Consider the following 26,540-nt stretch of genomic DNA (forward strand, 5'->3'; position numbering starts at 1 on the left):
CGAATTGAATTCTGCCCAATTTTTAGAAATCCTCCAAAAAGCTGATTCTATAAGTCCCGTAGAGCTAGATCAATTGCAAAGGGTACAGGAAAATTTTCCATATTTTCAAATTCCATATATCCTCAGAGCTCGTTATGAATATCAGACAAAGGCAATTGCTCCATCATCGGCACTTGCTTTTGCAGCCATCACCAGTCCGGATAGGGTTTGGCTGAAGCAACTGATAGAAAAAAAGGCCGAGCATAAAACAGCTGCTCAAGGAAAGAAGCAGATCGAATACATCAAAGGAATCTCCAAAAGGGAGGTCAAGTTGGAGTCTATAAAAGAACTCGACGTAGCCGAAAATCTAATTGCAGGAAATACTCCCCTGAGGTATAATCTCAGTGCTGCGAGCATGCGGGTCACTATTGTGTTTGAGGTAGAATACACTTCACCTATCAACGAAAAAGAGACGCTGAAAAAACCGTTGACTTTTTTCAAAGATTACGATCCCAAGTCCACCACGTTTCCTCAGGTGGAAGCTGCTATGATGAATGAGATTTTCAAAATCATTCAGGATATCTTCGCTTCCACTGCCTCAAACTTGAATTATACCTATATTGAAGCCAAAAAAAATAGTCCCGTGAACGCAAGCCAATTTTTAGAAATAATCCAAAAAGGAGATACTTTAGATCGGAATGAACTGCTGCAGTTGCAAAAAGTACAGGAGAATTTCCCCTACTTTCAAATTCCTCATGTACTCACTGCGCGGTATGAATTTTTGAAAGACTCATCCCAAAAACCAGCTGCTCTTGGGTATGCTGCTATTACCAGTCCAGATAGAATTTGGCTGAAAACCTTAATTCAAAGGACCGATCAAGATAGTTCCAAAGGTCCAGAACCAACTTTCAAACCGGCAGTAAAACCTGAGGCAACACAAGCGTCTCCTATTTCTTCAACCGCTGTAGAAGTAACAACAGAGCCAGTAAAACCCAAGCCTAAACGAAGAAAGCCGCCGAAAGATGACCTGATAGAAACAATCAAGCAGAAGGAAAAGAAGGTAATACTTGACGAGAAAAAGAAAGAGCAGATGGACCTGATCAAGGCTTTCAGCAAAAAATCCATCAAGCTGGCTACCATCAAGGAAATCGAAGCAAATCAAAATACGGAGAATTTGGCGGCGGCTAGTACCACGATCAATGATAAGCTAATGTCAGAATCTTATGCGAAGATTCTAGCCAGTCAAGGTAAGAAGCAGCTAGCCAAAGAAATTTATGAGAAATTGGTATTGAAGTTTCCGGATAAAAGGGCTTACTTTGCGGACTTGATTGAAAAACTGAAAGATTAACACCCAGATTATATGTTTATTTTATTGATTACAATTATTCTAATTTTAGCGGTTCTGCTGATTTTAGTGATCCTAGGTCAAAACTCCAAAGGTGGAGTTGGTGCAGCATTTGGTGGTGGTGCCACTCAGATCATGGGTGTTACTCGTACGGGAAATGTGCTTGAGAAAGCTACCTGGATCTTGGCAGTGTCAATTTTAGTATTGTCGTTGGCATCTTCTGCTTTCTACACAGACTCTCAGTCTAACCAATTCTCTTCTCCAAACATCGATAGCGCAAAGCAACAAGTAGTCGCTCCTACTTTTGGAGATACTGAAAACTTGCTTCCTGCTACTACTGAAGAAACTCCAGCGGAAGCTGACACTACTTCAGGAAACTAAGTAGTAAAGTTTACAAACATTCGAAAGTCTGCTCTTCTTGAAGGGCAGACTTTTTTTTGTTTTTTTTAACTACGATGCTTACTGAGGGATCACCACTAAACCACAGGTATCTTGCTTTTCCAGAACCTGAACTTGAGAAACATGAGGGAAGGCTGTGAAATGCATTTTAAATACATCATAGGAACAGACAACCCTATAACTCTATTTCAGCAATTGTTCTTTTATTTTTTTTGGAAACGCCCTACACCGAAACAGACTTCAATAGAAGCCTCTTGCTAATCGGCACCAAAGTCTCTTCAATAGGGAATTCCTGCTGGCTGTGAATCCGCCAAGTCGCAGGGTTGGGAAGTTCTTTGATCTCGCGGATAAGTTCCATTTTTATCTTTTCCATCGTATTCACGAGGCTTCGCTGAAATATGCCCACTAGCCACATACTTATGCTTCGAAATTTCTCCCCTGCAAAATGCAACAAGCTTGATTGGTAGCGAAAAGCATGAATGTCCTGCTTCTTTTCTCTGGAAAGTAAAATATAACCTTCCTGATTGTAGATGGGAACTATCCCCACAGGCTCAAACTCTAGTTGGCCTTCCACATAATCATAGATAGTTTTGCCCTCTTCAATTTTGGAAGTAATCTTGGGCAAGGCAAAATCCGTGATCAAGCTGAGCTCTTTCATCAATCCATCTTCGGTCACTTTGGATTGATAGTTCAACTTTCCTTTTTGGAAGTCTATAGAGTTCAATGCCTTCGGAAACATGCTATTCAGCTCCTTTTTCCCAGATTTCAATTCATTCAAATCCCGGTAATGATCGATCAATTCCGCTAGGTCGGGGTAAAGTTTCATAGCATTGAAGTGCTTATTCGTTTCCTGTAAATAGGCCAGCAATTGGTATTTTTTATACTCAAAATCTATCAAGCCTTCAGTAATCCAGTTTTTAGAGAGAGTTGCCATAGGGTATAGGTTTGATTTTAATTTACGAATTTCTGACAATTCCAAAATGCATTGAGCAAAATTGTCAGGCCTTACTGCCACAAAAAACCATAGCTGCCTCCTCATTGACCTAGATTGACAGCCTATTTGTCAGCCTTTGTCTTCATTCCTTCCTTGGCACAGGAAGTGCTAGTAGGCAAGTACATTTTAATCTAACCTTAAACGAATTTATATTATGTCAAATGTGAACATCAAACCTCTTGCAGACAGAGTTTTGGTACAACCTGCTGCAGCTGAAGAGAAAACAGCTTCTGGACTTTATATCCCAGATACCGCTAAAGAAAAGCCACAAAAAGGTACTGTAGTAGCAGTAGGAAATGGCAAAAAAGATGAGCCTTTAACTGTTAAAGTTGGCGACACAGTATTGTACGGTAAATACTCCGGTACTGAGCTAAGCGTAGAAGGCAGTGACTATCTGATCATGAGAGAGTCGGACATCTTTGCAATACTTTAATAAATCATCCTTAATCGTTAACTCAAATTAGTAACACTATGTCTAAGCAATTATTTTTCAACACAAGTGCAAGAGATCAACTGAAGAAAGGCGTTGATGCACTTGCAGACGCAGTAAAAGTGACATTGGGACCTAAAGGTCGTAATGTGATCATTGATAAAAAATTCGGAGCACCTACGATCACTAAAGATGGTGTGTCTGTAGCCAAAGAAATCGAATTGGCAGAGCCAATCGAAAACATGGGCGCTCAGTTGGTGAAAGAAGTAGCTTCCAAAACTGCTGACAACGCAGGTGACGGTACTACTACTGCTACTGTACTAGCTCAATCCATCTTCGGAGTAGGTATCAAAAACGTAGCTGCCGGAGCTAATCCAATGGACCTTAAGAGAGGTATTGATAAGGCAGTTTCAGCTGTTGTGAAGCAACTTCAGGCTGATTCAAAGCAAATCTCTACTTCTAAAGAAATCGCTCAAGTAGCGACCGTATCTGCTAACAATGACGAAGAAATCGGAACTATGATTTCTAATGCAATGGATAAAGTAGGTAAAGACGGTGTAATCACTGTAGAAGAAGCAAAAGGTACTGAAACTGAAGTGAAAACTGTGGAAGGTATGCAGTTTGACAGAGGTTACCTTTCTCCATACTTCGTGACTAACACGGAGAAAATGGAAGTTGAATTGGAGCAGCCTTACATTTTGATCTACGACAAGAAGATCTCTTCGATGAAAGAATTGCTTCCAGTCCTTGAGCCAGTAGCTCAGTCAGGCAAAGGTTTGGTAATCATCTCCGAAGATGTGGACGGAGAAGCTCTTGCTACACTTGTAGTGAACAAAATTAGAGGTGCCTTGAAAGTGGCAGCTGTGAAAGCTCCAGGTTTTGGTGATAGAAGAAAGGCAATGTTGGAAGACATCGCTATCCTTACAGGCGGAACAGTAATCTCCGAAGAAAGAGGTTTCAAACTAGAGAACGCTACTATCGACATGCTTGGTAGAGCAGAGAAAATCAACATTGACAAGGACAACACTACTCTTGTGAATGGTGCTGGTGATGCAGCTGCTATCAAAGGTAGAATCGCTGAGATCAAAGCTCAAATCGAAAAAACTACTTCTGACTACGACAGAGAGAAATTGCAGGAAAGACTTGCTAAGCTTTCTGGCGGCGTAGCTATCCTTTACATAGGTGCTGCTACTGAAGTAGAAATGAAAGAGAAGAAAGACCGTGTAGATGATGCACTTCACGCTACTAGAGCTGCCGTTCAAGAAGGCGTGGTAGTAGGTGGTGGTGTAGCACTTGTAAGAGCTGCCGAAGCACTTAATAACCTGAAAGGTCTTAACGAAGATGAAGATACAGGTATCAACATCATCAGACAGGCGATCGAGTCTCCATTGAGAACTATCGTTTCCAATGCTGGCGGTGAGCCTTCTGTAGTGATCAATAAGATCAGAGAAAACAAAGGTAACTATGGTTACAATGCTAGAACTGACGTCTATGAAGACTTGTTCGAAGCTGGTGTAATCGATCCTACTAAAGTAACTCGTTTAGCTCTTGAGAATGCAGCATCTATTGCAGCACTTCTATTAACTACCGAGTGCGTGGTAGCAGACGTAAAAGAAGAAGGTCCATCAATGCCTCCAATGGGTGGTGGTGGAATGGGTGGCATGATGTAATCATACCCCTCACAGTATTTCAAAAGGAGGTCCTAAGGGACTTCCTTTTTTTATTGCCTGACTAGCAGATGCTAATTGGAATTAAAATAAAAAAGGATGTTAAACCTTTTTCTTGGATGAGTTTTAATCGTATTTTGGCCTAAACAAACACGCGCTTTTCTTATTTCAATGCTCTGAATGATCCTTTTTGACACCATTTTTCTAGTGGATGATGATCCCATTAATAATCTTATCAATAAACGGTTACTTGGAAAAGTAGAGGTTGCTAAGAATATTGTGGAGTTTCTTGAAGGAGAAGAAGCGTTGGCTGAATTAAATGACATTGACCCAACTCAACCTATTCTTATTTTTTTGGATATTAATATGCCAGTGCTGAATGGTTGGGAATTTTTAGAAAAATACAAGGAGCAACATCCTGAAAGAATCGATAAAATAGTAATACTCTCTAGCTCTATTGATTACTTGGATAGATTAAAAGCCCAAAGCTACAGTTCAGTGTCAGGATTTCTAGAAAAGCCCCTGACTTTAGAAAAGATAAGAGCTCAACTCGAAAAGTACGCCTAAGCTCAGTTTTTAGCATCAATAATAAGGTAATCCTTTTTTCTCTGCCATATAGACCGCTCAAACTATCGAGGAAAAGCTAACCTTAAAAATTGAGGTTCTGCTATAATCGGTCTTCCAACTACCCCAAGCAAAAAAGCTAATATGATTATCCGCATTTCTACCAGTAAGGTGGAATAAGCAATGTAGCAAATGTTAAACTTAAGAATTGAGGCCGCTTCGGTCATCGGTCTTCCAACCAGATAAGCAAGGAATATAAGGTGACTGGCATTAGTGCGGATAATCATAAAAGCTAAATTGACTGGCTAGATCTCCGATAAAATTCCTATTCAATAACTGGCTTCAACCTTTCCCAACTATCTCGAATTAAGAGAAAAGGAATCTGAGATCCTTCTCCTGCACCACCCATTCGCACTATCACCAATCCTTCAGAAGGAATCACCATCAGCATTTGCCCGTTTTTTCCCAACGCCTGGTACATATCCTCAGGAGCATTCGGCACAAACATCCCTGGAAAAATTGTCTGCGACTGAGGGATCATGTAGGAGCTTTTGCCATTCAGCCAAGTGAGGTAGCCGTAGCTTCGATTGAGGTTTTGAGAGGATTGGGAAAGCTCATCAAAGAAATCTCCTGACCAAATCTTCTCTCCATTCCAATTCCCTTTCGCCAGTAATAAAAGCCCAAATCTTGCCATGGATCGCGCATTGCTATAGAATACATTATTGGCACCGGTCTTTTGCCAGAATCCTTTCATCCCTATTTTTTCTCCCAAATTATCCTGGAAATAGTTCTGAAAACTCATTCCTGAAGCATTTTTAATTACATCCTCCAGCAAAGTATAAGGAGCGTTGTGATAGGCCCACCTCTTACCTGGCTCAGCCAAAAAGGTCAATGAACCAGGACTTATTGCATCTGGAGAAGCTACTCTATCATCCAGCCCGGTGGTCATAGTAAGTTGGTGATTCAATCGTATTGCTCGTTCCTGCTTACTGGTCAAAGAGGTCCAGCCTTCGCCAAGGTACTTCTGTGTCCTATCAGAAGTCTTCAATAAATTCTGATTTTCAGCTATTCCTACCAACGTCGCAGTAAGTGTCTTACCCGCTGATGCCCAATACCAATAAGAACTCTGATCCATCTCTCCCACTCCCGTAAGTTTGGAGCCCCAGTATTCTTCCACCACTATTTTCCCATCCTTCAGAATTATAAATGCCCTAGTATCCTGAGTTGGAAGCCAAGCCAAAAACTCAGCCATCTTCACTCCATCCCAGCCCAGCTCATGCAAGGGTTGCTTTTTCCATTCTTCAGATTCATTTGGGGGAAAATAAAGCCCTTGAGCATTGGAATTGAACAAGACAAAAAAGGACAAACATGTGTATAGGGTTCTTTTTAGCAAAATAATCGGTAGAAATTTCGTTTCTAGAATTTTAAAAATAACCATAGAGATAATACCTGAAAATCCGCATCGGGTACGGAATGAATGATTAGAATGCACGGAAAGTTTGATGCATGGAACAAGATTGTAGAATAGGAATTTTGCTTTTTCACGTGAGAAGAAAAGAGGTAAAAAACCATAGTCTCTAAATAGCTCACACCATTTACTTTTTGATGATCTCCCCTTCTTTCATGACAAATACTACATCCTTCATGACGCTGATATCTTGAACTGGATTTCCATCCACGGCGATGATATCCGCAAGTTTACCAACCTCTATAGAACCCAGCTTATCTTCAATTCCCATGAAAATGGCATTGGTGATCGTAGCGGATTGAAGTGCTTCCATAGCAGGCATCCCCACCTCGGTCATGTATATAAATTCCCGGTAATTATCGCCGTGTGCAAAAACTCCTGCATCTGTTCCAAAAGCTATTTTCACTCCTTTTTCATACGCTCTTTTGAAAGTAGCCTGAATCTGTGGGCCAATCCTTCTTGCCTTTTCCGCGACCACCTCTGGGTAATACCCCGGAATTTCTCCAAAAGCTGCAGCCGACATTCCTGCCGTAATCGTAGGGACGAGCCATGCGCCTTTCGTTTTCATCAGCTCCATCGTTTCATCAGACATCATCGTACCATGCTCGATCGAAGTCACACCAGCATTGATCGCACGCTGCATCCCTTCGTCTCCATGTGCGTGAGCTGCCACCATGATTCCAAAATCACTGGCCGTTTGTACCACTGCGTCTAATTCATCTTGAGCAAATTGCGGAGCAGAGCCATCTCTCGCTACAGAAAGCACTCCTCCAGTGGCGGTCACTTTGATCAGATCTGCCCCAAATTTCACCTGCTGACGAACAGCCTTTCTCGCTTCATAAGGCCCATTTATCACCCCCTCATCTGGTCCCGGATCGCGCATCAATTCTCGTCTTACTCCATTCGTAGGATCGGCATGTCCGCCAGTAGGTGCTATGGATTTTCCTGCCGTATATATCCTCGGACCCAAGACTCTTCCTGAGTTTATTGCGTTTCTTAGGGCTATGTTTACGCCAGAACCTCCCAAGTCGCGGACCGTCGTAAAGCCCGCCATGATAGTTTTTTCTGCAAAATGAAGAGATTGAAAAGCGATATCCGCTTCGTTATTTCGAAATCCATCTGCGTAGCGAGTTGGACTAGTTTCGCTTTCAATATGCACGTGCATATCCATTAGCCCAGGCAGCACCGTTTTATCCTTCAGGTCAATAGTTGAATCTTCCTTTCCTCCGGTTTGATATCCCGGACTTACAGCTACTATCTTTTCAGCTTCTACTACGATTGTCTGTTCCTTGAGAATTTTTCCAGTTTTCACATCTACGAATTGACCGGCATGAATGTAGGTTTTCTGCGCAAAGAGACCGAAGGAGATAATCAGCGAAATGCCTGTTAGGATAAGTTTTTTCATACAATTTGTGCTAGGGTAATCCAGAGGCAGTTTAATCAAAAATCATCAGATTAAATCAACCATTGGATAAGTTAAGGAGATATGACAATCTTGGTTAAAATTGTTTTGACTCAATTCTTATCAACTAAACGCTTTTTTATCTAAATTAGAAAAGGTATTTTGGAGCATATTTAAAAAGCTATGACAGGAGGAGCCGGGTTTATTTCTTCAGCTAACAAAACGTCCAAGGATAATCGGAACTTGGGTAAAATACGCCCAAAACTTACGAGTTCAGATGGGGTCTCCCGAGATAAAAACATGGATAAAGCTGATCTGAAAAGCATAGATGACAGCATTAAGTTCAGAATGAACCGTTATTCATCTGGTTCCAAAAGCGGCTATTTCTTCGCCATTGTAGTCATTCTCACCCTTGCCTGGATAATTTGGACAGCATTTTTTTAAGGAGTCTCAGTTAAGTACATCCTGTAATTCTCCTTTTTTCTGGAACATGGCTTTTGCAAATGGACAGAGTGGTATGACTTTGATTTCTTCCTTTCTGGCAAACTGAACAAGTTCTCTCAAAATTTTTAAGCCTATGCCCTGACCTTTCATACTTTCGTCCACCTCGGTGTGCTCTATAATCATTTTCTTTGATCCGTTCGTTACATAGATCATTTGAGCTATGCGCATAGAGTCTTCTAAGATGAAAAATGAACCTCGTTTGCCATCAAAATCATGTTGAATTTTTATCTCAGTCATATCTCAACTGGTTGTTTTTCCGTCAGTCATCTCATCATAAACCTCATCCTTTGGCTCCCACAGCTCAATACTGTGTCCATCAGGATCGAGAATGTGTACAAACTTCCCGTATTCGGTATCGTCTATTTCATCTAGAATTGTCACCCCTTCAGCCTTCAGCTCCTCCACCAATTCCACCAAATTCTCCACGCGGTAGTTTACCATAAATTCCTTTTCCGATGGCTGAAAATAAGTCGTATCATCCTTCATCGGTGACCATTGGGTGAAACCCTTTTTGTTAGAGTTCTCATATTGCCTCCACCTAAATGTAGCACCATACGCATCGGTAGTGAGACCTAGGTGAGTTTGATACCAAGCCTTGGTTCTGCCAGGGTCTTTTACTTTGAAAAATATCCCTCCGATTCCTGTCACACGCTTTTTCATCTGAATTCCTAAAGTTTAATGATCTCTTAAATTAAAGAAAAAGCACCTATACCAAAATACAAAATCAGGAATAAGGATTGACCCACCGCCCGAAAGCTGTGACCAATAACTGAAAACTAATTCGCTTCCTCGATCTTCACCTTTACCTTCTTCACTCGCTCGTTCTTCAGCTTCGGCATTAGCTTCTGTACCAAATTACTTTTCACCGCCACGTAAGAAGCAAAGTCCATAATCGTAATCAGACCTATCTCAGAACTACTCAGCCCACCTTTTTTGGTGAGCATCCCTACGATATCTCCCTTACTCACCTTGTCCTTTTTACCTGCACTCACATAGAGGCAAGTCCATTCCTGAGGTACCGGGGGCACGAGCTTTTCTCCAACCTTATATTCTTCTATAAATTCTTCGATGTATTCAGGTCTTGATTCATCATTTGCCAAGATTAAATACGATTGACCTTCAGCATGCATTCTGGCAGTTCGTCCATTTCTATGGATAAAAGCATCTTCCTTCGGCGGCAATTGGTAATGCACCACATGCTTGATCTCAGGAATGTCCAAGCCGCGTGAAGCCAAGTCGGTGGCGATCAATAAATTGGTGACTTTGCTTCGGAATCTGATCAAATTCTTCTCACGATCGATCTGCTCCAATCCTCCATGCAAAACTGAATGAAAGTAATCGTAGTCGTTTAACAACACGCTCAATCGATCTACAGCATCCCGATGATTGCAAAAAACGATACAGGACTCATCTTGAAACTCAGCCACCAAGCGCATCAGCGTTTCTCCTTTTTCCTTGCTGGAACTGTGAACGATCTTCAGTTCTAGCTTAGATTCTTGAACATCTTTCAGAAAGTTGACCGTGCGATGATCGACAAAAGGAAGGAAGTCAGGTAGCTTTTTTAAAACAGTCGCTGAAGTAAGTAAATGTCTTTGCTGACCATTCAGTGCTCCAAAGATCACTCTTAATTGTTCATGAAAGCCCATTTGTAGTGATTTATCAAACTCATCCAACACCACCGATTGGATAGTTTTCGGATCAAAAGAACCTCTTTCTATATGATCTGCCAGTCTTCCCGGCGTACCGATAATCACGTCTGGAGCTTCTCCCAGGCTGTTTGACTCTAGTTTGGATGAGTGTCCACCATAAACCGTACTCACTCGGAAAGAAGATTTCATTCCTTTGAAAACTTGCTCGATCTGAATCGCCAATTCACGAGATGGGACAATAATCAGTGCCTGAACTTCCCTTACATTTTCCTTCAATGAATTGAGTAGAGGGAGCAAGAAAGCTACTGTTTTGCCTGATCCTGTGGGAGATAAAAGTACGAGGTGAGGGTTTTTGGCAGCTCTGGAGATAAACTCCGTTTGCATTTCGTTGAGACTGTCAATCGAAAGTGCTTTGAGATATTGGGCGGTGTAATTTGGTAGTTTTTCTGACACCCACAAAAGTACCAATTAACTCTGAGGTATGCGGGCTATTCCCCACTTGGCTCTAAACTTCCTTGCCTTTTACCACCAAAAACCAATCACCTTCTAGTGCCAAAACTCCATAATCATAACAATAATGATAGACATTACCCTTTTTAGTTTCATAGAGATGAGTGAAATATTTGAACTGGAAACCATCTCGGAGCAGTCTATCGCGCGTGGTTTTAGCCATTTCCTCCCCGGTCGGAATAAGACCTTCTAGAATATTTCTATTCTTTTTTAGGCTGTGATTTACTCTGCGGATGTAATTAGTGGTAAGGGCATTTTGCTGATTGTTGTACGAATTCCTACAATTATCATCACAGAATTTTTTGTCAATTCTTCCCTGAATCGGCGCATTGCAGTGCAAACAATATTTTTTCTCGATGACCATTGGATAAAAAGTTTGAAGAAATTTAAAGAAATAGTTTCTAAAAAAACAGAGGGCATCTGATTAATTCAAACGCCCACCTGGAAAGTCACTTTTAATTGAACCTATAGGACAAGCCAGCAGTAACAGTCATAAAGTGAAGCCAATTTTTCACGTAGCCATCTCCCGGTCCTGATTCATCTTCCGAAGTCCCAACTGCCCCACCTCCTAGGTACCGCAGGTTCAAAAATGCATTTATATCCTTAGTCACCTTCAGACCAGATCGAATACTGGCATCCAAAATCGCACCTTTCACTTCATTATCGCTCCCATTCAGGTAGCTGATCGGGGCATAGATACCATCGGCTTCTAATTCCAAGTAAACTACCTCCGACAGATCATACCTCGATCGAACTTTCAAAGCAGGCACTACTCCCACATCCCGGTTGGTGCGGAATCTTTCGCCATCCGTGGACTCGAAAGTGATAGTCGCATTCCTCAATTGAACACTACCTCCCACTCCTAAAGCAAATCTAGGCTTGTTCGGAAGCAGTTCCCTCAGATAGGAAATCCTATAAAAAGGAAAATTGTAAAGTAAATCCACCGAAGTATTTGCGGGGAAAACCAGATCATCCACCACAATGTCCTCATTCAATAACACCTGGGTTTGAATAGTCAGTGGTTGATAAAGCAAAATAAATGTATTCCGCTCCTTGATATCCAGTTCCAGAGAAACTCTCCCCACCGGAAAAAGCACATTTTGTCCCCCGTCTTTTTTGTAATCAAAATAGGTCCCATTTTGACCAAATTGCACTTTGTGGCTCAAAACAGACAAAAAACCCAATTCAGCAACGGCGCGGAACTCGAAAGGCTTCTTTTCTTTTTCTCCCAAAGAATCAGTGGTCTGAGCAAATGTCGGGATACTTAGGACTAGGTAAACTAGTGGAATTATAAGCTTAAGAATCTTCATAGTAATAGTTGGTTAGTGGTTTGTCTTACCTCTTTTAACTATAAACTAAGAAGATTGTTACATTTACTTCACAAAATGTAACGTGCTCAGGTTAAATGTACTCCAGATCGAAATCGGCTCTTCTGTGACATAAACGAAATACAAATCACCAAAATATTCAGTCGCCGAAATGCTGAACGGAACCTCAAACCAACCCACCTGTGGCCCTGAGGCCGGGCGTGAATTCTTAGTTAGCATATCGGATTCCGCCAATAGTTCACCATCAGGTGAACCAGCCCGAACTTGAATTTTACCAACGGTATTTCCGGGCATGATGGAAAGTGTGATGTTGTTGATCTCACTCAGGTCAATAGCTCTAAACAGCAACCAAGATCCAGATTCGGTGAACTGCACATAATGCTCATCCTCTGGATTTGCTCTCGCTGCTCCTTCCAAACCATCAGCACTGTAAGCCGAAACCCTTGTATTCCTCAATTTCAATTGCTTGGTCGTCTTGATAGCAGGAATTCCATTGGCTCCTCGATCTTGGTAAGAAGCCTGAATCATGTAAAAACCCTCTGGATCTTCGGTTTTGTCTAATGCATACCTTCCCGAAGCAGGTAATCCTGAGATTGCAGATGGATTGGCAATTCCCAAAATAAAATCCATCATTTGCCCAACCTTCTTCTCATCCAAGTGGGTATGACCTGGCATAATCTGATCTCCCCAAACCCCTGCGCCACCATTTCTGACTTTATTGATCAGATACGATTTTGCATTGGGATCATCTTTGTATTTCTCGGAAACCGAAGTATAATCCGGCCCCACCGATTTATTGTTGATCCCATGGCAAGCTTTGCACCCCGCTTCATTGAGGTAAGTTTCACCAATGCTTAGGATCTCTTCCTGATGCCCCATTTCTATGAGATCGTATCCGCTTTCCAGGTAATCAATCGTAAAATTGATTTGGGCCGGATCAATCTTGCCATCCTCCTTATCGGTCGCGGAGACGGTATAATTCACTGTTTCCTCACCAAAATAAAAACTTCGATTTCCTCCCCAGTCAATAGAAACTTCCGGTGCTTCATTCCCGACTTTCACCTCTATGAAGGAACTTGCGGATTCTCCTTTCAAGTCTGTAGCCGTCAGTTTCACTTTATAAACACCTGGCTGCTCAAAAGTATGGGTAGGGTTCTGCTCTGTGGAAGTGGACCCCTTTTCTCCAAACTCCCAGCTCAGTTTCACCTGATCCTCTGCGTCAAGATCTTGTGTGCCAGCAGAAGAAAATCGTACAGTAAAAGGCGCCGCTCCTGCTATCTGATCAGCCGAGATTTTCACTTCAGGCTTTCTATTTCCTTCGGAAAAAACGATTCTGTACAAGCCGGAATCATCGTTATTCGCACGCCAGAAAGTACCATACTCCAACACATATAGAGACCCATCTTTCCCAAACTGCATGTCCATAGGCTTCTCAAAGTGAGTTTCCGGCATAAAACGCTCCATGGTATCGTATTCGAAGTTTTCCGTCAGGCTCACCGTGAAAATCCAATTACGCATCCAATCGTAGATGAATAATTTTTCATCATAATATCCCGGAAATCTAACGTCCGAGGCTTCGTAATCCTCCCGATAATACACCTGACCAGCCATGGCATTTCTTCCTCCCTGTCCGAGCATTGGGAATTCCTCGGACTCTGCATAAGGGTAATAAATCAGCGGAGGTTGAGCTTCGGGAAGGATTTCCATCCCGGTGTTATTTGGAGAAGTGTTCTTGGGAGCCTTCGGGTCAAACTGATACAAGCTCTCACTGGTAGCAAAATCATACTTCCAATACGCATAGTTATTTCCCACGAAATAAGGCCAACCGTAATAGCCAGGGCCTGTTGCCACGTTAATTTCATCATAGCCTCGTGGACCGCGACCTTCTTTATCCTCCGACCCATCAGGCCCCACTTCACCCCAAAACAAATTGCCGTTTCGAGAATCGATAGAAAACCTAAATGGATTTCTGTTGCCTTTGATGTAGATTTCTGGGCGAGTTTGAGGGGTTCCTACCGGAAAAAGATTTCCCTCAGGAATGGAATATCCGCCCTCAGGATTTGGCTTGATTCTAAGAATCGCACCTCGCAAGTCATTGGTGTTTCCTGAACTTCTCTGAGCATCCACGTTCTTAGGTTGATCGGGACGTTCATCGATGGGATTAAAATTACTGGATTCAAAAGGCGTAGAATCATCCCCTATTCCTAAGTATAAATTTCCCTCAGAATCAAATTCCAATCCGCCTCCAGAATGACAGCAACCTCTGAAAAGATCGATATCGAGAATTTTCACCTCTGAGTCCAAGTCAAGCTTATTATCCACAAAATCAAACCTTGAAAGCCTATTCAAAGCCGCTTCCGAAGCTGGGGCATAGTAAAGATACAACCAGTTGTTTTTCGCAAAATCAGGATCCTTCGCCATGCCCATCAAGCCATCTTCTCGCTCAGGAAACACATTCAATTCACCCACGACTGTGGTTATACCGGTTTTTGCCTCATATAATTTCAATTTCCCATGCCGTTCGATGATCAGGACATCGCCGTTATCCAACACCTCGATTTCCATCGGTTCATTGAAATTGCCAGCCAAGGGAATTTTTGTAAATCTGGATTCATCCGGCTTAACCGTAGCAAAAGGATCTTCTTGCTTGCTGTTGCAACTCCAAAAACTCAAACTACAGACTGCGAACAAAAGCAGGTACTTTCTCATAAGGTGTCTTTGATTTTAAAGAATCTTGAAGGTAAAGAAATCTGAAAATCTCAACAGGAGAATATGATTAAAGGTTATATGCTTATCCGCAATCTTGCCCGTCACCGCAGCTTCGTTACTTATTTTATCGGAAGACCTTTGACCTAAATGGCCGCAATTATTAAGTCTATTATTTCCTAGATTGCTTTCACTTGTTTACTGGAAGAAAAGGGGATATTCATAGGATGTTAGAATGGAAGATGTAGGATCACCAGCTCTAAAAAACCAAAAACTATTTGTCCACTTTTTTTGAAAAAGAAGTGAAAATCAAGCCTCCGATTAGAATGGGCTATTTTTACTAGTTCTCTTGAAAACGACTCATCCAAAAAAATCATATTCTAAATCTGATCTCTGTAGCGAATTATTGTTTGGCTTCGTACAAGTCATGTGTAATTTGCATCACTAAACCTGAGTTGTATGAAATCCTCCCCATTCTACCTCCCACTCCTTATCGTATTATCTATTTTTCTATTCACCTCTTGCCAAGATGAAATGGAATCCACTTATACCTACCGCACCATGATGCCAGTATATCTGGAAATGAGCGACATAAGAGCGAGAATAATCAGCACTGAACCAGCACAGCCTCTGGACAATCCCGGCAAAATTTACATTTTCGAGGACTACCTTTTTATTAATGAACCTACCAAAGGAATTCATATTTTGAATAATAAGAACCCATCCAACCCAATCAATCTGAGTTTTATTCCAATAGCAGGTAATGTGGATTTGGCGGTGAATGGCAACATTCTTTACGCAGACAATTATGTGGATCTCCTGGCATTTGACATAAGTAATATTAATAATATAAAGCTAGTCAAGCGTGTAGAAGATGTCTTCACTCATATGTATAGCCATGCTACGGGCGAGGTCATCACATTCCGAGACACCGTTATCACTACAGATATGCCTAGCTGGCAAACTCACGGTGGATGGCTGATGGATTCACGGATGAGCTTCTCTGCTAACTTATCAGCAGCTGCTCAAAGCTACGGCACAGGAGGATCCATGGCTAGATTCACCCTTTCAAATTCACACCTATACGCCGTAGATGAATCTACAATGCGCGTTTTTGATGTGAAAACCGCAGAGAATCCAACCTTTGTAAAACCAATTGACCTAGGCTGGGGAATCGAAACGATCTTCCCCTTTGAAGACAAACTGTTTATCGGTTCTAATACCGGCATGCATATCTACGATGCCAGCACGCCAAATTCTCCTACAAGGATGGCCGTTTACAGTCATTTACAAGCCTGCGATCCTGTAGTCGTGAATTCTGACTATGCTTTTGTAACGCTCAGAAATGGGAATACTTGCAGAAATGGTTCGAATGAACTTCAGATCATCGATATCAAAAATTTGTATAGCCCAAAACTTTTGAAAGCCTATCCTATGCTAAACCCACACGGATTGGGCTTGGCTGGAGACTACCTTTACCTAGCCGAAGGGACACATGGGCTGAAGAGCTTCAAGGTTAATAATGTGATGGCTATTGACCAAAACCAATTGGAGTTTTTGACCAATCAAAAATCAGTGGATCTGATCCCGGGGCCCAAATCTCTCATTGTAATCGGTGCAGATGGCGTATGTCAATATGATTATAGCAAACCATCTCAGTTGAAAAAACTCAGTTGTATCCAAGTGAAAAATCCTGTCAAGTTCTATTAAATCCTTCCCCGTGAAACGCTCTCTGCACCTCTTTTTCGGCCTATTTCTCACTTTCCTTAGTCTTCAGGCTCAGGAAAAAAAATATTTTGGACAGGCCGAAATCGGCTTTCTGTACGGACACGGAGTAGAGCAATGGGACGGAAATCATGAGGATAGATTTGATGTCACTTTCATGATCTTCAACGGCGTCCGCCTCACCAGAAGTCATAGGATAGGTTTTGTCACGGGACTCGATCAATATGAAAAAACCTCGCTGATTCCTCTTGCGCTGGGATGGAGGGGTTTTCTAGGAAAAGAGGATAAACCCAAGCTTTTTGCTGGTTTAGATATGGGTGGCGGCTCAGCTATTTTGGAGAAAAAAGAAAGCAATGAATGGAGCAAAAGTTGGTTTGAAGGTGGATTTCTATTCAGTCCATCGATGGGAATAAGTTTTCCTGCCAGAAAAGGAAGCACTGCCCTTTCACTCAGTGTTGCCTACAAAAGCCAGCAATTCTCTCAGTTTTTTGGCGTTCGTTCCCCGTTTGACACCCAAACAATCGCTTCAGACAAACTACCTCCAGGCTATAGTTCTCTGACAGAAACTAGCTACCACTACCACAGCTTTGTAGTCAGAGCTGGATTGATGTTTTAAAATTCACCTCCCGCAGATCTCTTTGTAAGGACAATACTCACATTTTTTCAAATCATTGGTTTGGTCGAATGGAGATGATGGATTATAAATATCCTCTAAAAGCTCCTTTAAGCCAGCTCTATATTCTGCTTCATACTGCCGATAATCATTCACTTCTACTCCCTCCCTTCTTGGCAATTTCTCTTGCAAATAAGGATTGAAATCATCCTCAAACATCTCCCGAAGGTTAAATATCGCGGGCTTTAGCGGCAAGGTGTTTTCTGGAACAGTAGCCTGATAGATCAATCCATAAAACATGGTTTGCATCGCGGCTTTGTTCCTAGATTTATTATCCCTATTAAAAAGTGAAGGAATATCCGGGAAAGCCTTATTGTCCTGGCCTGACTTGTAGTCAATCAGTCTTACCGAACCTTTATGCTCGTCCACTCTATCGATAATGCCCTTCAGGGAAACTTTGCGCTCACCTGCCGCAGTATGGATTGAGAGTCCCGCTTTATAAACTTTCTCCTTTTCCAGAGAAATCAATTTAAAGGGAGCCGAGGCCTCATCCACTTTCAAAATCTGATGCAGATATTTCTGAAGCACATCCCGGGCGATTGCCATTTGCCCATTCAACTTCGTATCGGCTTGTTCTTCCAAATGGTAAAATTTGCGAATAGCAAGCTCGATGGCAGGAAAAACCCAGTTTTTTGCCAGGTCTTCGAAATCAGCCTTCTCTAGCACAGTTCTGTTTTTTCGCTTCGCAAAATTTTGATACAAAATCTCCATGCTTAGGTGCGCCAAATTCCCAAAAACCGCTGCATCAATTTCCTCACTTACCTCCTGCTTTTCCTGAATATTCGCCAGGTACTGAAGGTAGAATTTCAATTTGCAATCCAGAAAAACACTAAGCGCTGACGGAGAAAAAGATGTCCTGGATTCTCCACTTTCATCGATCAAATACTTGTCCAGCAAACCTAGCACTTCTGCATCTTTTTGGATCGTGATCGCTTCTGGAGACTTTTGGTCAATAGGAATATAGATGACCTCCTCTTCCAATTCTCTGCCAAGCTCTACTCCCATCTGCTGAAGGTAGCGGCTCTTTTCCCCAGCTTTTCCCTGATCAGATGCCGTGGTATAAATCATGTGAACTTCCTCTGCACTATGCAAAAGTCTATAAAACGTGTAGGCATAAATCGAATCATTTTGCTCCTGCACGGGCAAGCCAAAAGCTTTGCGGATGTTGAAAGGGATCATGGAATTCAGACCGGCGGCAGGAGGAAAACTATCTTCATTCATATTGCAAATGATGACACGCTTGAAGTCAAGGTTCCGGGATTCCAATACCCCCATGATTTGCAGACCTTGGAGCGGTTCGCCTTCAAATGGTAATTTCACTTCCCGGAAAATCTGACGAAAAAGACGAATAAAAAACTCCCGATTGATGGACAAAATATCCTGTCCGGCAAAAATCTCACGCAGTCGCGTCAACTGCTTAAAGCACTGGTACAGATACGAGCGCTGCAAAGGTTCCTCTTTCAGACGCTCAGCTAAAGCTTCCATCAGCTGCGCCAGGTAGGAAAACAGAGCATCATTTTCTAGCTTTTGAAAGATCAACTGGTATAATTGTCCCCCTTGATGAAGTCTATCAGCAGTTACATGAATCTGGTTCATGCCCTGCATCTCCTCCATCAGCTTTTCAGAAAAGCCCGGATTTTCATCCTTCAAGTAAATAGAACTCAATAGATTCTTGACTGCCACATGATAAAATAAAAGCTTCCCCTCTTCGATTTTGATAAAGCGCTGCATCTCCAGTACAGCTTCCAAAAAGGAATAAACAGGCGCATTTTTCACTGGATACCCCATGGTCACATTCACCTTATCCACCTGATCAGGCAGTGAATGCAGGACGGGAAAAAGCATCTGCTCATCTGGCAAAATCACTACCGTTTCCTCCCAGGCTTCTCCGGCAGGTATTTTCTCCAGGATGGCTCCTACTAAATTCGCCTGATTGGTTTTAAGAGGTGTTGCATACGTCTTGATGTTTGCCTTTCGGTTTTCGATATGAGTTGGAATATCCTTTGGAAAAGTTGGTCCAAAGATTTTGTCCATTTGGTACTCACGGAAAAATAACCCTGCCTCCTGCATCTTATCGTCCAAATAATACCCATCTACGTCCCAATAGATTTTAGCATCAAAAGAGGTGATGTAATGCTTAATCAAGGCTTCCTCAGTTCCGGTAAAAGCGTTGAAACCCACAAAATGATAGGTATTCTCAGGACGAGGAATACTTGCCAAACTAGTTGCCACTTTTCTATACAACATCCCGGAATAAGCCAGTCCAGAAACGGCCAAAGAAGCTTGGATACTGGTATAAAGCGGACTGAGCAACTGCCAGAACTTCAAAAACTTCTCTTGATGATCTCTATCCTGACGGATGAATGAAGACCAAAATTGCCTGATTAATTCAACTTGACTCTCATTCAGAAAGCTCAAGTCCGACTCTAATTCCTTGATTTCTGACAGGTGATGATATAATTTATCAGCATCAGCCATGAACTGATCCAAGTCATTAAAGTCCTTGAGGATCATTTCTCCCCAGAAATAAAACCGATCAAAAGTTTCCGCTTCTGGATTGAGATCCTGATAAACACGGTACAATTCAAAGATCAGCGTCAGATCATCTGCAGGTCGATTTCCAGCCAATTCATAGAAAATATCCTCTATGGTCTTAACCTCAGGCATCCAAGTCGGCGCCGTGATCAAACTTCCTAGGTGCTGGGTAAAAAACAAACCCGCTCTCCTATTCGGCAAAACAACGGTTAGCTTTTGAAGATCCACTCCACTTTCGAGGATCTCTTTTGCTGTATTTCTTAAAAAACTATGCATATACTTCCTCGATGACTCCCGTTTCTAAATAACATAAATAGCCCTTAGTGGACTTCTGAGATAGCTTTTCCACTAAATCCATGTACTCCTTCACCTGAGTGGCATAGCGAGGCTGTGCTTCGCCAGTTTTAAAATCTACGATCACTGCTTCGGTTTGAGTAAGAATAATTCGGTCTGGTCGCTTTTGCTTTCCGCCAGGTAGTAAAATCCCCTGCTCCGCCAGAAGAACCCCTGTTTTCCCAAACCAGGAAGCAAAAAGTGGATCTGTAAAAAGCTGGTCCAACTGTCTTTCCACGAGCTGCTTTTCCTCCTCATTCAATCTTCCTTCGAAATAGAAAGTTTGCAAGTTCTGCAGCGCTGATGGTTGATCAGCTGATAATTCCAAGATCTCATGCACGATCAATCCAAACTTCTGCTTTTTCCGCTGCTCCAATCCCTCCTCCGAAAAGTCCACCGCATACTTCTTAAGGGTCAGGACTTCTGACCAATTTTTATAAGTCCAGCGTAATTCTGGAGCTTTTTTGGGAATTAATGTTTTCTGCTGATTCTCAGGCCAACTGCCATATTCAAACACTTTTGACTCTGGGTCATAGTAAGAAATAAGGCTCAACCCTTCATCCAAAAGTGTAGGCGATTGTACTAATTGCTGTAGCTGAACCTCAATGTAATTTTGCGATATAATCTTCTCCTTATACGGAAGATATCCTATGAACACATCCTCAGCGCGAGTAAGCGAGACATACAGCATATTCAAACTATCCAGATAAGCCATCGTGGCCTCTTCTGCATAAGTCTCTCGGAAATCAGACTCAGCCAAATTTGCATTCAACGTCAATGGAATAATAGCGGAAAGTCCCTTTTCCCTATCTTCAAACGGTGACCAAACCACATTGTCTTTGCTCGTATCAAAGATCATCCAATTCAGAAAAGGCATGACCACCACTTTAAATTGCAGTCCTTTGGATTTGTGAATTGTCAGAATCCGCATCGCATTGTGCCCATCCGGAATTTTCACAGTTCGTTTGGTTTGATTGACTTCCCACCATTCCAGAAACCCGCTCAGATCAGCCCGATTGTTGGCAGTAAAGTCATATACAGCTTCTTTGAAACCTGAGATATAGGCTTTCTCAAGTCCCAATTCCATCAAACCAAGCACTTTGATCAACTCCTCCAACGCCTCCATGAGCGGCAACTGAAGCATTAGCATCTCCTTACCTTGAAAATCCAAAACCTGCTGTTGCAGATAATCAGGCATTTTATCCAGCGCAAACAATTCATGGTCAATCCGCGCGTCCTTCAAAACAGCCAAGTAATACCACATGGTCTTAAACTGAACTTTGTCCGCAGGATTGTGCAAATAGTTGAAGCCGGAAATCAGCGCTTTGACTGAGGCCGCTTTATTCAAAAACATAGATTCATCAGAAAGTACATCAAAGCGATACTCGGACTCTGGATGCTCCGCGGCATACGTAATCATACGATCTGCGATAGCCTCACCATGCGCTTTATTTCTGACCAGAAATGCAATATCCTGTAAGTGATACCCATGCTGCTGAAGCTCAATGACCATATCAGGCAATTTATCCAATACGATCTCGTCAAATTTACTCTCATCTTCGGCTTCCTTCGGATTGATGAATTCCAGCTTTACTTTTCCTTTGAACTCGGATTTGGCTTTTTTGGGAGATATTTTCTGAAAGGAATCAGAATAAGCCTGCGATAGAATTTGCGGGTTTTCTACTCCGTAGCTCGAGATGAGTGCCTCTTCCATGGCCTGCGGCAAAGCTTTGAAAACGGCATTGTTGAAATTGATGATATTCGGAAGGCTACGGAAATTAGTATCCAAGTTCTCCAATTGTATGTTTTCCTTACCGATTTCCTCTTCCACCTGAGACAGCAGCAACTTCATCTCTCCACCACGCCAGCGATAGATCGATTGCTTCACATCACCCACGAGTAGGTTGGTTTGCCCAGTTCCCAGAGAGTTTTCCAGGAGAGGCTTGAAACTATCCCATTGGAAGCCAGAAGTATCCTGAAACTCATCAATCAGGTAGTTTTTATACTGATTACCGACTTTTTCATAGATGAAAGGTGTATCATTCCCTTTGGTGATTTCCTTTAAAAATTCATTTGCATCTGAAATCAAGAGGATGTTTTCCTCGTCCTTGATCAGGGTTAGTTCTTCGAGTAGATTTCGGAAAACGCCATATACGTACGTATTTTTTGCAATTGCCTGAAGCGTATTCCATTTGGAAGTCAGGATCACTAGCTGTTGCAAAATCTGATTTAGCCCCTGATCGTAAGCTGCTAATATCGCATCGATTTGCTTGCTAGACTTGGTATGCCAGCTTTCGGGGTTGTCTATTTTAGCTAATGTGGCAGGAGTAAGCTTAGGCAGAGGATTCACTCTATCGCCAAGATTATCAAGAATTTTAATGAACCCTCGATTAAAGTCCGACCACTCCAAACCATTCGCAATACGTATGGCGTTGGCTTGGGTCCCTAGCTCTTTTGATATTTCTAGTATCTCATTTTTACGCTCTCTTACAAAAGATTGTAGTAAAGTAATATTTTCCTTATCCTTCAGAAAAGCCTTTATTTCAGGAGAATATTTTTTAAAATCTTCCTCAAAAATCTGCTTGCCAAGCCCGCGAATATTTCGTCGAATGTCCCAGGATTTTCCGTTTTGGATTTGCTCATAGGCATAATCCACCAGCCATTTGTGCAGGAATTCATCCTCCATGACCAACATCACCACCCGATCTACTACGCGCTCCAGCACCGCATCCTGATCAAGCTCCACATCGAATTTGGCATTGAGATCTATCTCTCTGGCAAACGCACGTACAACTTTCTGAAAAAAACTATCGATCGTGCTCACTGAAAACCGACCGTAATCATGCAGAATGGCAGTTAGGGTCTGTTGCGCCAAGACTTTCAGCCCTGACGCATCCACCTGAAGTGACTTCATCAGCTCAGCATCCATCTTCTCATCAGATTTCACCTGATGCCGTAGTCTTTTAAGTTCCTCGATAATCCGCTCCTTCATCTCCTGAGTCGCCTTATTGGTAAAGGTGACGGCAAGAATTTGCTTAAAAGCATGGGGACTTTTGAGCGCGAGTTTGAGGTACTCCAGCGTCAGCGTGTAGGTTTTCCCCGAGCCAGCGGAGGATTTGTAGATGATAAAAGGTCTTTGTTCCATAGAGAAAAAGTAAGGCAACTAAGATAAGAAGGCATCTTAGTTTCCCAGCAAAATGATTATTCGATTGACAAAAATTGTCGGAATAATTACCATTCACCCCACATGAAGAGAGAAAAGTTTTCTTAACTATATGTCCGCTTTTCTAACAGTAAAATGGCAAAAGCAATGTAGGTAATGTTAAACTTACCTATTGAGAACGCTGCGGTCATCGGTCTTCCGATGTTTACCGGGGTTAACCAATGACTAGTATGCTTTTGGCTCTTTATCTGGGACAAAGCGGTTAAACTTAACATTTAATAAAAGCATAAATTATTGATTCATCCCAGAGAAAATAACTGCCTGATTTATATTGCTAGTAAGTTGTTTTGTTTAATGATGTCAATTTTGACTTCTCAATCCTAAAATTACTCCCAACAACCCCAAAAAAAATGTCAATTCCCTCCTACCAAATCCCTTCCTCTACTCGCATCGGACATGTTCATTTGAAAGTCACCGACCTCAAAAAGTCTTTAGATTTCTATCAAGGTTTGTTGGGGTTTGAACTGGTCTCTAGGTATGGAAAAGATGCTGCATTTATTTCCGCAGGCGGTTATCATCATCATATAGGCTTGAATACTTGGCAGAGCAAGGGTGGAAAACCAGCTCCCAAGAATACCGCAGGCCTATTCCATACAGCGATTTTGCTGCCAACAAGGAGAGATTTAGCTGTCTTACTTCAACGGCTGATTGATGCAAACTACCCACTCACGGGTGCAGCCGACCATGGGGTATCGGAGGCAATCTATCTGGATGACCCCGATGAAAATGGCGTGGAATTATACTGGGATAAGCCAAAAGAAGATTGGCCAACAAACCCTGATGGTAGTATTTTAATGTGCACTAGAAAACTAGAAATCAATGGATTACTATCAGAGATCTAATCTGATAATTTAACACTACGATATCCGCTCTCTAAGCCATCTTAGGATGACATCCATTACTTCTTCCTGATCGGAATCATTGATCAATTCATGGTATCCGCCAGGAAAAATCCGTAACGTTTTGTCTTTCGACTTAGCCGCTTCCATCAAGATCTCTGATCCTTTTGGATTAGTCAAGCCATCGGCAGAACCATGAATCAAAAGTAAGGGAAGATCAAATTCCACAGCTCGATTTTGAATCTGTCGCATGAGCTTTAAAACTTCGTTTGCCGTTCGTGCCGGAAAGTCATCGAGGTAAATCAATGGATCATTTTTATATTTCTGAACATCTTCAGGTATTCGAGTTATTTTGGAAGTGTCCAATTTCAACACCTTAAGCCGTGGAAAATAGTTACTCATCAAGCCCCCAATCGCTATAAGGAATTTGGAAGTCCCCTCAGCTTCTTTGATTGCAGGAGAACTTAAAATAACGCCTGCCGCCTTAGGTTTGTAATCCAATGTATAAGCGGCAACCATCCCTCCACCCATACTGTGCCCGTAGAGAAAAGCAGGAACACCCGGGACATAGCTTGTCATTTTCCCAAATAGCGCATCAATATCCTTCAAATAATCTTCATAAGAATCAAAATAAGCATCAGGCTTTCCGCTGGCTGATTTCCCATGCCCTCTCCCATCAAAAGTAAAAACAGAGATGCCTAAAGAATTCAGCCGTTCAACCAGATGAACATATCGGGCACTATGCTCGCCTAGGCCATGTACCAGAAGCATGCTCGCCTTTGGACTATCGACCATCCAAGCTTGGAGATATAATTTTTGCCCATCGTGAGCGGTATAAGAAGTCTCAAGGTGTTTCATTTGATCAAATTAGTGAAAAGAAAGAAAAGCATTTTAACTTACCCTACGAATAGATCAAAATCTCTAGAAAATCAACTGATGAAACTAACAAAAATATTTTCCCTTGCAGTAGCACTTAACCTGATTGCCTTAGCAGGCTTTGCTCAAGATTTACAAAAGCAACATCAGCTTTCAGAGAAAAGACTGGAGAGATACGAAGGATTTTTGCAAAAAGAAGTGGATGAGGGACGGATTGCCGGGGCAGTTTCCTTGATCTATAAAAACGGAGAAAAAGCACACGAAAAATCGATAGGTTACACTGATTTAGAGACTAAAGCCCCCATGAAGTTGGATCAGATTTTCTATATCCAATCTATGACCAAGGCTGTGATCACTACCGCCTTTATGATGCTGTATGAAGAAGGCCATTTTCAACTCAATGATCCTCTTTCGAAATACATCCCTGAATTCAAAGACGCCAAGGTAGCTAAAGACCCAAAGCTGGGTACTGCTGGAGGACTTGAACCTGTTAAATCGCCGATTAGGTTACATCAATTAATGAGTCACACGGCTGGCTTGTCGCATGGACTTGGCTCGACCAAAGTGGATGAGGAGGTCATGCAGGGGATTTATTACACACCGCACAAGGATATTGCCTCGAGGGTTTCGGCTTACGCCCAACTCCCGTTGATCTCCCAGCCGGGTGAGCAGTGGTATTATTCCGCAGCTCCAGATATTTTAGCCAGGTTGGTGGAAATATTTTCTGGTCAGACAGCAGCTGAGTTTCTTCAAGATCGGCTATTTACCCCTTTAGGAATGAAGGATACCGGCTACAATCTGAATGAAGAGCAACAAACCCGAATGGTCACTTTGCATTCGTATGATAAGGAAGGCAAGCTTATCAAAGCTCCTCGGCAAACAGCAACCTCGGGCAATACCGTCTTTGCTGGAGCAAACGCCTTGTTCTCTACTGCTCAGGATTATGCACTTTTCGGAAGAATGCTTCTGAATGGCGGCGAATGGAATGGTACACAGTTTCTTAGTCCAAAAACTATTGAGATCATGACCATTGATCAAATTGATGGCTTATACAAATCTCCAGGCCAAGGATTCGGTTTTGGTTTTGCAGTCATGACAGATCTAGCTGACGCAAATATGCTAGGCTCAGAAGGTACTTTCTACTGGAGTGGCGCATACTGCACCTATTTTTTCATAGATCCAAAGGAAGAAATGGTCGCTGTACTGATGACTCAAACAGCTCCATTTAGTGGATACTATGAGCAAAAAATGAGGCAAATGATCTATCAGGCGATTGAGTAGAAGGCAGAGATTAGAGCCGAGAGTGAGGAGATTAACTCCAATCTCCAATCTCTCATCTCCAATCTCTTATCTCCAATCTCCTATTCTCTCTATTCTCTCTATTCTACTAT

General features: G+C 42.2%; 22 protein-coding genes. 10 read left to right on the forward strand and 12 right to left on the reverse strand.

Going from position 1 to position 26,540, the window contains the following annotated elements; all coding sequences use genetic code 11:
- Positions 1–4 precede the first annotated feature (4 nt).
- Positions 5–1,327 carry a hypothetical protein gene (locus ABJH64_RS11800; protein WP_348299779.1) on the forward strand — a complete coding sequence of 441 codons (1,323 nt, stop codon included), beginning with the start codon at positions 5–7 and terminating at the stop codon, positions 1,325–1,327.
- Between the two features lie 12 nt (positions 1,328–1,339).
- The gene (gene secG, locus ABJH64_RS11805) at positions 1,340–1,705 is read left to right on the forward strand and encodes a preprotein translocase subunit SecG (protein ID WP_348299778.1); all 366 of its coding nucleotides are present in this window, start codon (positions 1,340–1,342) and stop codon (positions 1,703–1,705) included.
- Positions 1,706–1,946: 241 nt separating this feature from the next.
- Here the strand turns inward: secG and ABJH64_RS11810 are convergent, their stop codons facing one another.
- Entirely contained in the window at positions 1,947–2,657 is a 711-nt protein-coding gene (locus tag ABJH64_RS11810; protein ID WP_348299776.1) for a hypothetical protein, read from the reverse strand.
- Positions 2,658–2,871: 214 nt separating this feature from the next.
- On the opposite strand from ABJH64_RS11810, the gene ABJH64_RS11815 reads away from it, so the two are divergent.
- The 3 genes from ABJH64_RS11815 to ABJH64_RS11825 all read left to right on the forward strand — a co-directional run bounded on the left by ABJH64_RS11815 (position 2,872) and on the right by ABJH64_RS11825 (position 5,381).
- Positions 2,872–3,150: a co-chaperone GroES gene (locus tag ABJH64_RS11815; protein WP_086542933.1), complete on the forward strand. Its 279-nt coding sequence runs from the start codon at positions 2,872–2,874 to the stop codon at positions 3,148–3,150.
- Positions 3,151–3,188: 38 nt separating this feature from the next.
- Entirely contained in the window at positions 3,189–4,817 is a 1,629-nt protein-coding gene (gene groL, locus ABJH64_RS11820) for a chaperonin GroEL (RefSeq protein WP_348299775.1), read from the forward strand.
- A 204-nt stretch (positions 4,818–5,021) separates the two neighbouring features.
- Complete coding sequence (locus ABJH64_RS11825; RefSeq protein WP_348274739.1) at positions 5,022–5,381, forward strand: response regulator; 360 nt, start codon at positions 5,022–5,024, stop codon at positions 5,379–5,381.
- A 322-nt stretch (positions 5,382–5,703) separates the two neighbouring features.
- Here the strand turns inward: ABJH64_RS11825 and ABJH64_RS11830 are convergent, their stop codons facing one another.
- A complete protein-coding gene (locus ABJH64_RS11830; RefSeq protein ID WP_348274738.1) occupies positions 5,704–6,744 on the reverse strand; it encodes a serine hydrolase domain-containing protein in 1,041 nt (346 codons plus the stop codon).
- A gap of 229 nt (positions 6,745–6,973) precedes the next feature.
- Entirely contained in the window at positions 6,974–8,251 is a 1,278-nt protein-coding gene (locus ABJH64_RS11835) for an amidohydrolase family protein (protein WP_348274737.1), read from the reverse strand.
- A gap of 180 nt (positions 8,252–8,431) precedes the next feature.
- Between ABJH64_RS11835 and ABJH64_RS11840 the strand changes: the two genes are divergently transcribed.
- The gene (locus ABJH64_RS11840; protein WP_348274736.1) at positions 8,432–8,692 is read left to right on the forward strand and encodes a hypothetical protein; all 261 of its coding nucleotides are present in this window, start codon (positions 8,432–8,434) and stop codon (positions 8,690–8,692) included.
- 6 nt (positions 8,693–8,698) lie between these two features.
- On the opposite strand, the gene ABJH64_RS11845 is transcribed toward ABJH64_RS11840, so the two are convergent.
- The 6 genes from ABJH64_RS11845 to ABJH64_RS11870 form a co-directional block, all read right to left on the reverse strand.
- Positions 8,699–8,989, reverse strand: a complete 291-nt coding sequence (locus tag ABJH64_RS11845) for a GNAT family N-acetyltransferase (RefSeq protein WP_348274735.1) — start codon at positions 8,987–8,989, stop codon at positions 8,699–8,701.
- Between the two features lie 3 nt (positions 8,990–8,992).
- Positions 8,993–9,412, reverse strand: a complete 420-nt coding sequence (locus ABJH64_RS11850; RefSeq protein ID WP_348274734.1) for a VOC family protein — start codon at positions 9,410–9,412, stop codon at positions 8,993–8,995.
- 116 nt (positions 9,413–9,528) lie between these two features.
- The gene (locus ABJH64_RS11855) at positions 9,529–10,854 is read right to left on the reverse strand and encodes a DEAD/DEAH box helicase (RefSeq protein ID WP_348274733.1); all 1,326 of its coding nucleotides are present in this window, start codon (positions 10,852–10,854) and stop codon (positions 9,529–9,531) included.
- 52 nt (positions 10,855–10,906) lie between these two features.
- A complete protein-coding gene (locus ABJH64_RS11860) occupies positions 10,907–11,275 on the reverse strand; it encodes a hypothetical protein (protein WP_348274732.1) in 369 nt (122 codons plus the stop codon).
- 91 nt (positions 11,276–11,366) lie between these two features.
- Positions 11,367–12,221 (reverse strand): hypothetical protein, encoded by an 855-nt coding sequence (locus tag ABJH64_RS11865; RefSeq protein ID WP_348274731.1) that lies wholly within the window; start codon positions 12,219–12,221, stop codon positions 11,367–11,369.
- 63 nt (positions 12,222–12,284) lie between these two features.
- Positions 12,285–14,948 (reverse strand): PQQ-dependent sugar dehydrogenase, encoded by a 2,664-nt coding sequence (locus tag ABJH64_RS11870; protein ID WP_348274730.1) that lies wholly within the window; start codon positions 14,946–14,948, stop codon positions 12,285–12,287.
- 456 nt (positions 14,949–15,404) lie between these two features.
- Here ABJH64_RS11870 and ABJH64_RS11875 point away from each other — a divergent pair, with 456 nt between their 5' ends.
- Both ABJH64_RS11875 and ABJH64_RS11880 read left to right on the forward strand, forming a co-directional pair.
- On the forward strand, positions 15,405–16,655 hold the full coding sequence (locus tag ABJH64_RS11875) for a hypothetical protein (RefSeq protein WP_348274729.1): 1,251 nt from the start codon (positions 15,405–15,407) through the stop codon (positions 16,653–16,655).
- A 10-nt stretch (positions 16,656–16,665) separates the two neighbouring features.
- Positions 16,666–17,286 carry a hypothetical protein gene (locus ABJH64_RS11880; protein WP_348274728.1) on the forward strand — a complete coding sequence of 207 codons (621 nt, stop codon included), beginning with the start codon at positions 16,666–16,668 and terminating at the stop codon, positions 17,284–17,286.
- A 3-nt stretch (positions 17,287–17,289) separates the two neighbouring features.
- Here ABJH64_RS11880 and ABJH64_RS11885 read toward each other — a convergent pair whose 3' ends face one another.
- Positions 17,290–20,154: a PD-(D/E)XK nuclease family protein gene (locus tag ABJH64_RS11885; protein ID WP_348274727.1), complete on the reverse strand. Its 2,865-nt coding sequence runs from the start codon at positions 20,152–20,154 to the stop codon at positions 17,290–17,292.
- The gene (locus tag ABJH64_RS11890) at positions 20,147–23,356 is read right to left on the reverse strand and encodes a UvrD-helicase domain-containing protein (RefSeq protein WP_348274726.1); all 3,210 of its coding nucleotides are present in this window, start codon (positions 23,354–23,356) and stop codon (positions 20,147–20,149) included. The genes ABJH64_RS11885 and ABJH64_RS11890 overlap by 8 nt, the downstream gene beginning before the upstream one ends.
- Positions 23,357–23,784: 428 nt before the next feature.
- Between ABJH64_RS11890 and ABJH64_RS11895 the strand changes: the two genes are divergently transcribed.
- Positions 23,785–24,276, forward strand: a complete 492-nt coding sequence (locus ABJH64_RS11895; RefSeq protein ID WP_348274725.1) for a VOC family protein — start codon at positions 23,785–23,787, stop codon at positions 24,274–24,276.
- Between the two features lie 15 nt (positions 24,277–24,291).
- Here ABJH64_RS11895 and ABJH64_RS11900 read toward each other — a convergent pair whose 3' ends face one another.
- Positions 24,292–25,131: a lysophospholipase gene (locus ABJH64_RS11900; RefSeq protein WP_348299090.1), complete on the reverse strand. Its 840-nt coding sequence runs from the start codon at positions 25,129–25,131 to the stop codon at positions 24,292–24,294.
- 78 nt (positions 25,132–25,209) lie between these two features.
- On the opposite strand from ABJH64_RS11900, the gene ABJH64_RS11905 reads away from it, so the two are divergent.
- On the forward strand, positions 25,210–26,430 hold the full coding sequence (locus ABJH64_RS11905; protein WP_348299092.1) for a serine hydrolase domain-containing protein: 1,221 nt from the start codon (positions 25,210–25,212) through the stop codon (positions 26,428–26,430).
- Positions 26,431–26,540: the final 110 nt, after the last annotated feature.

This window comes from Algoriphagus sp. (assembly GCF_039969895.1).
In the GTDB taxonomy this organism is placed as follows: Bacteria; Bacteroidota; Bacteroidia; order Cytophagales; family Cyclobacteriaceae; genus Algoriphagus.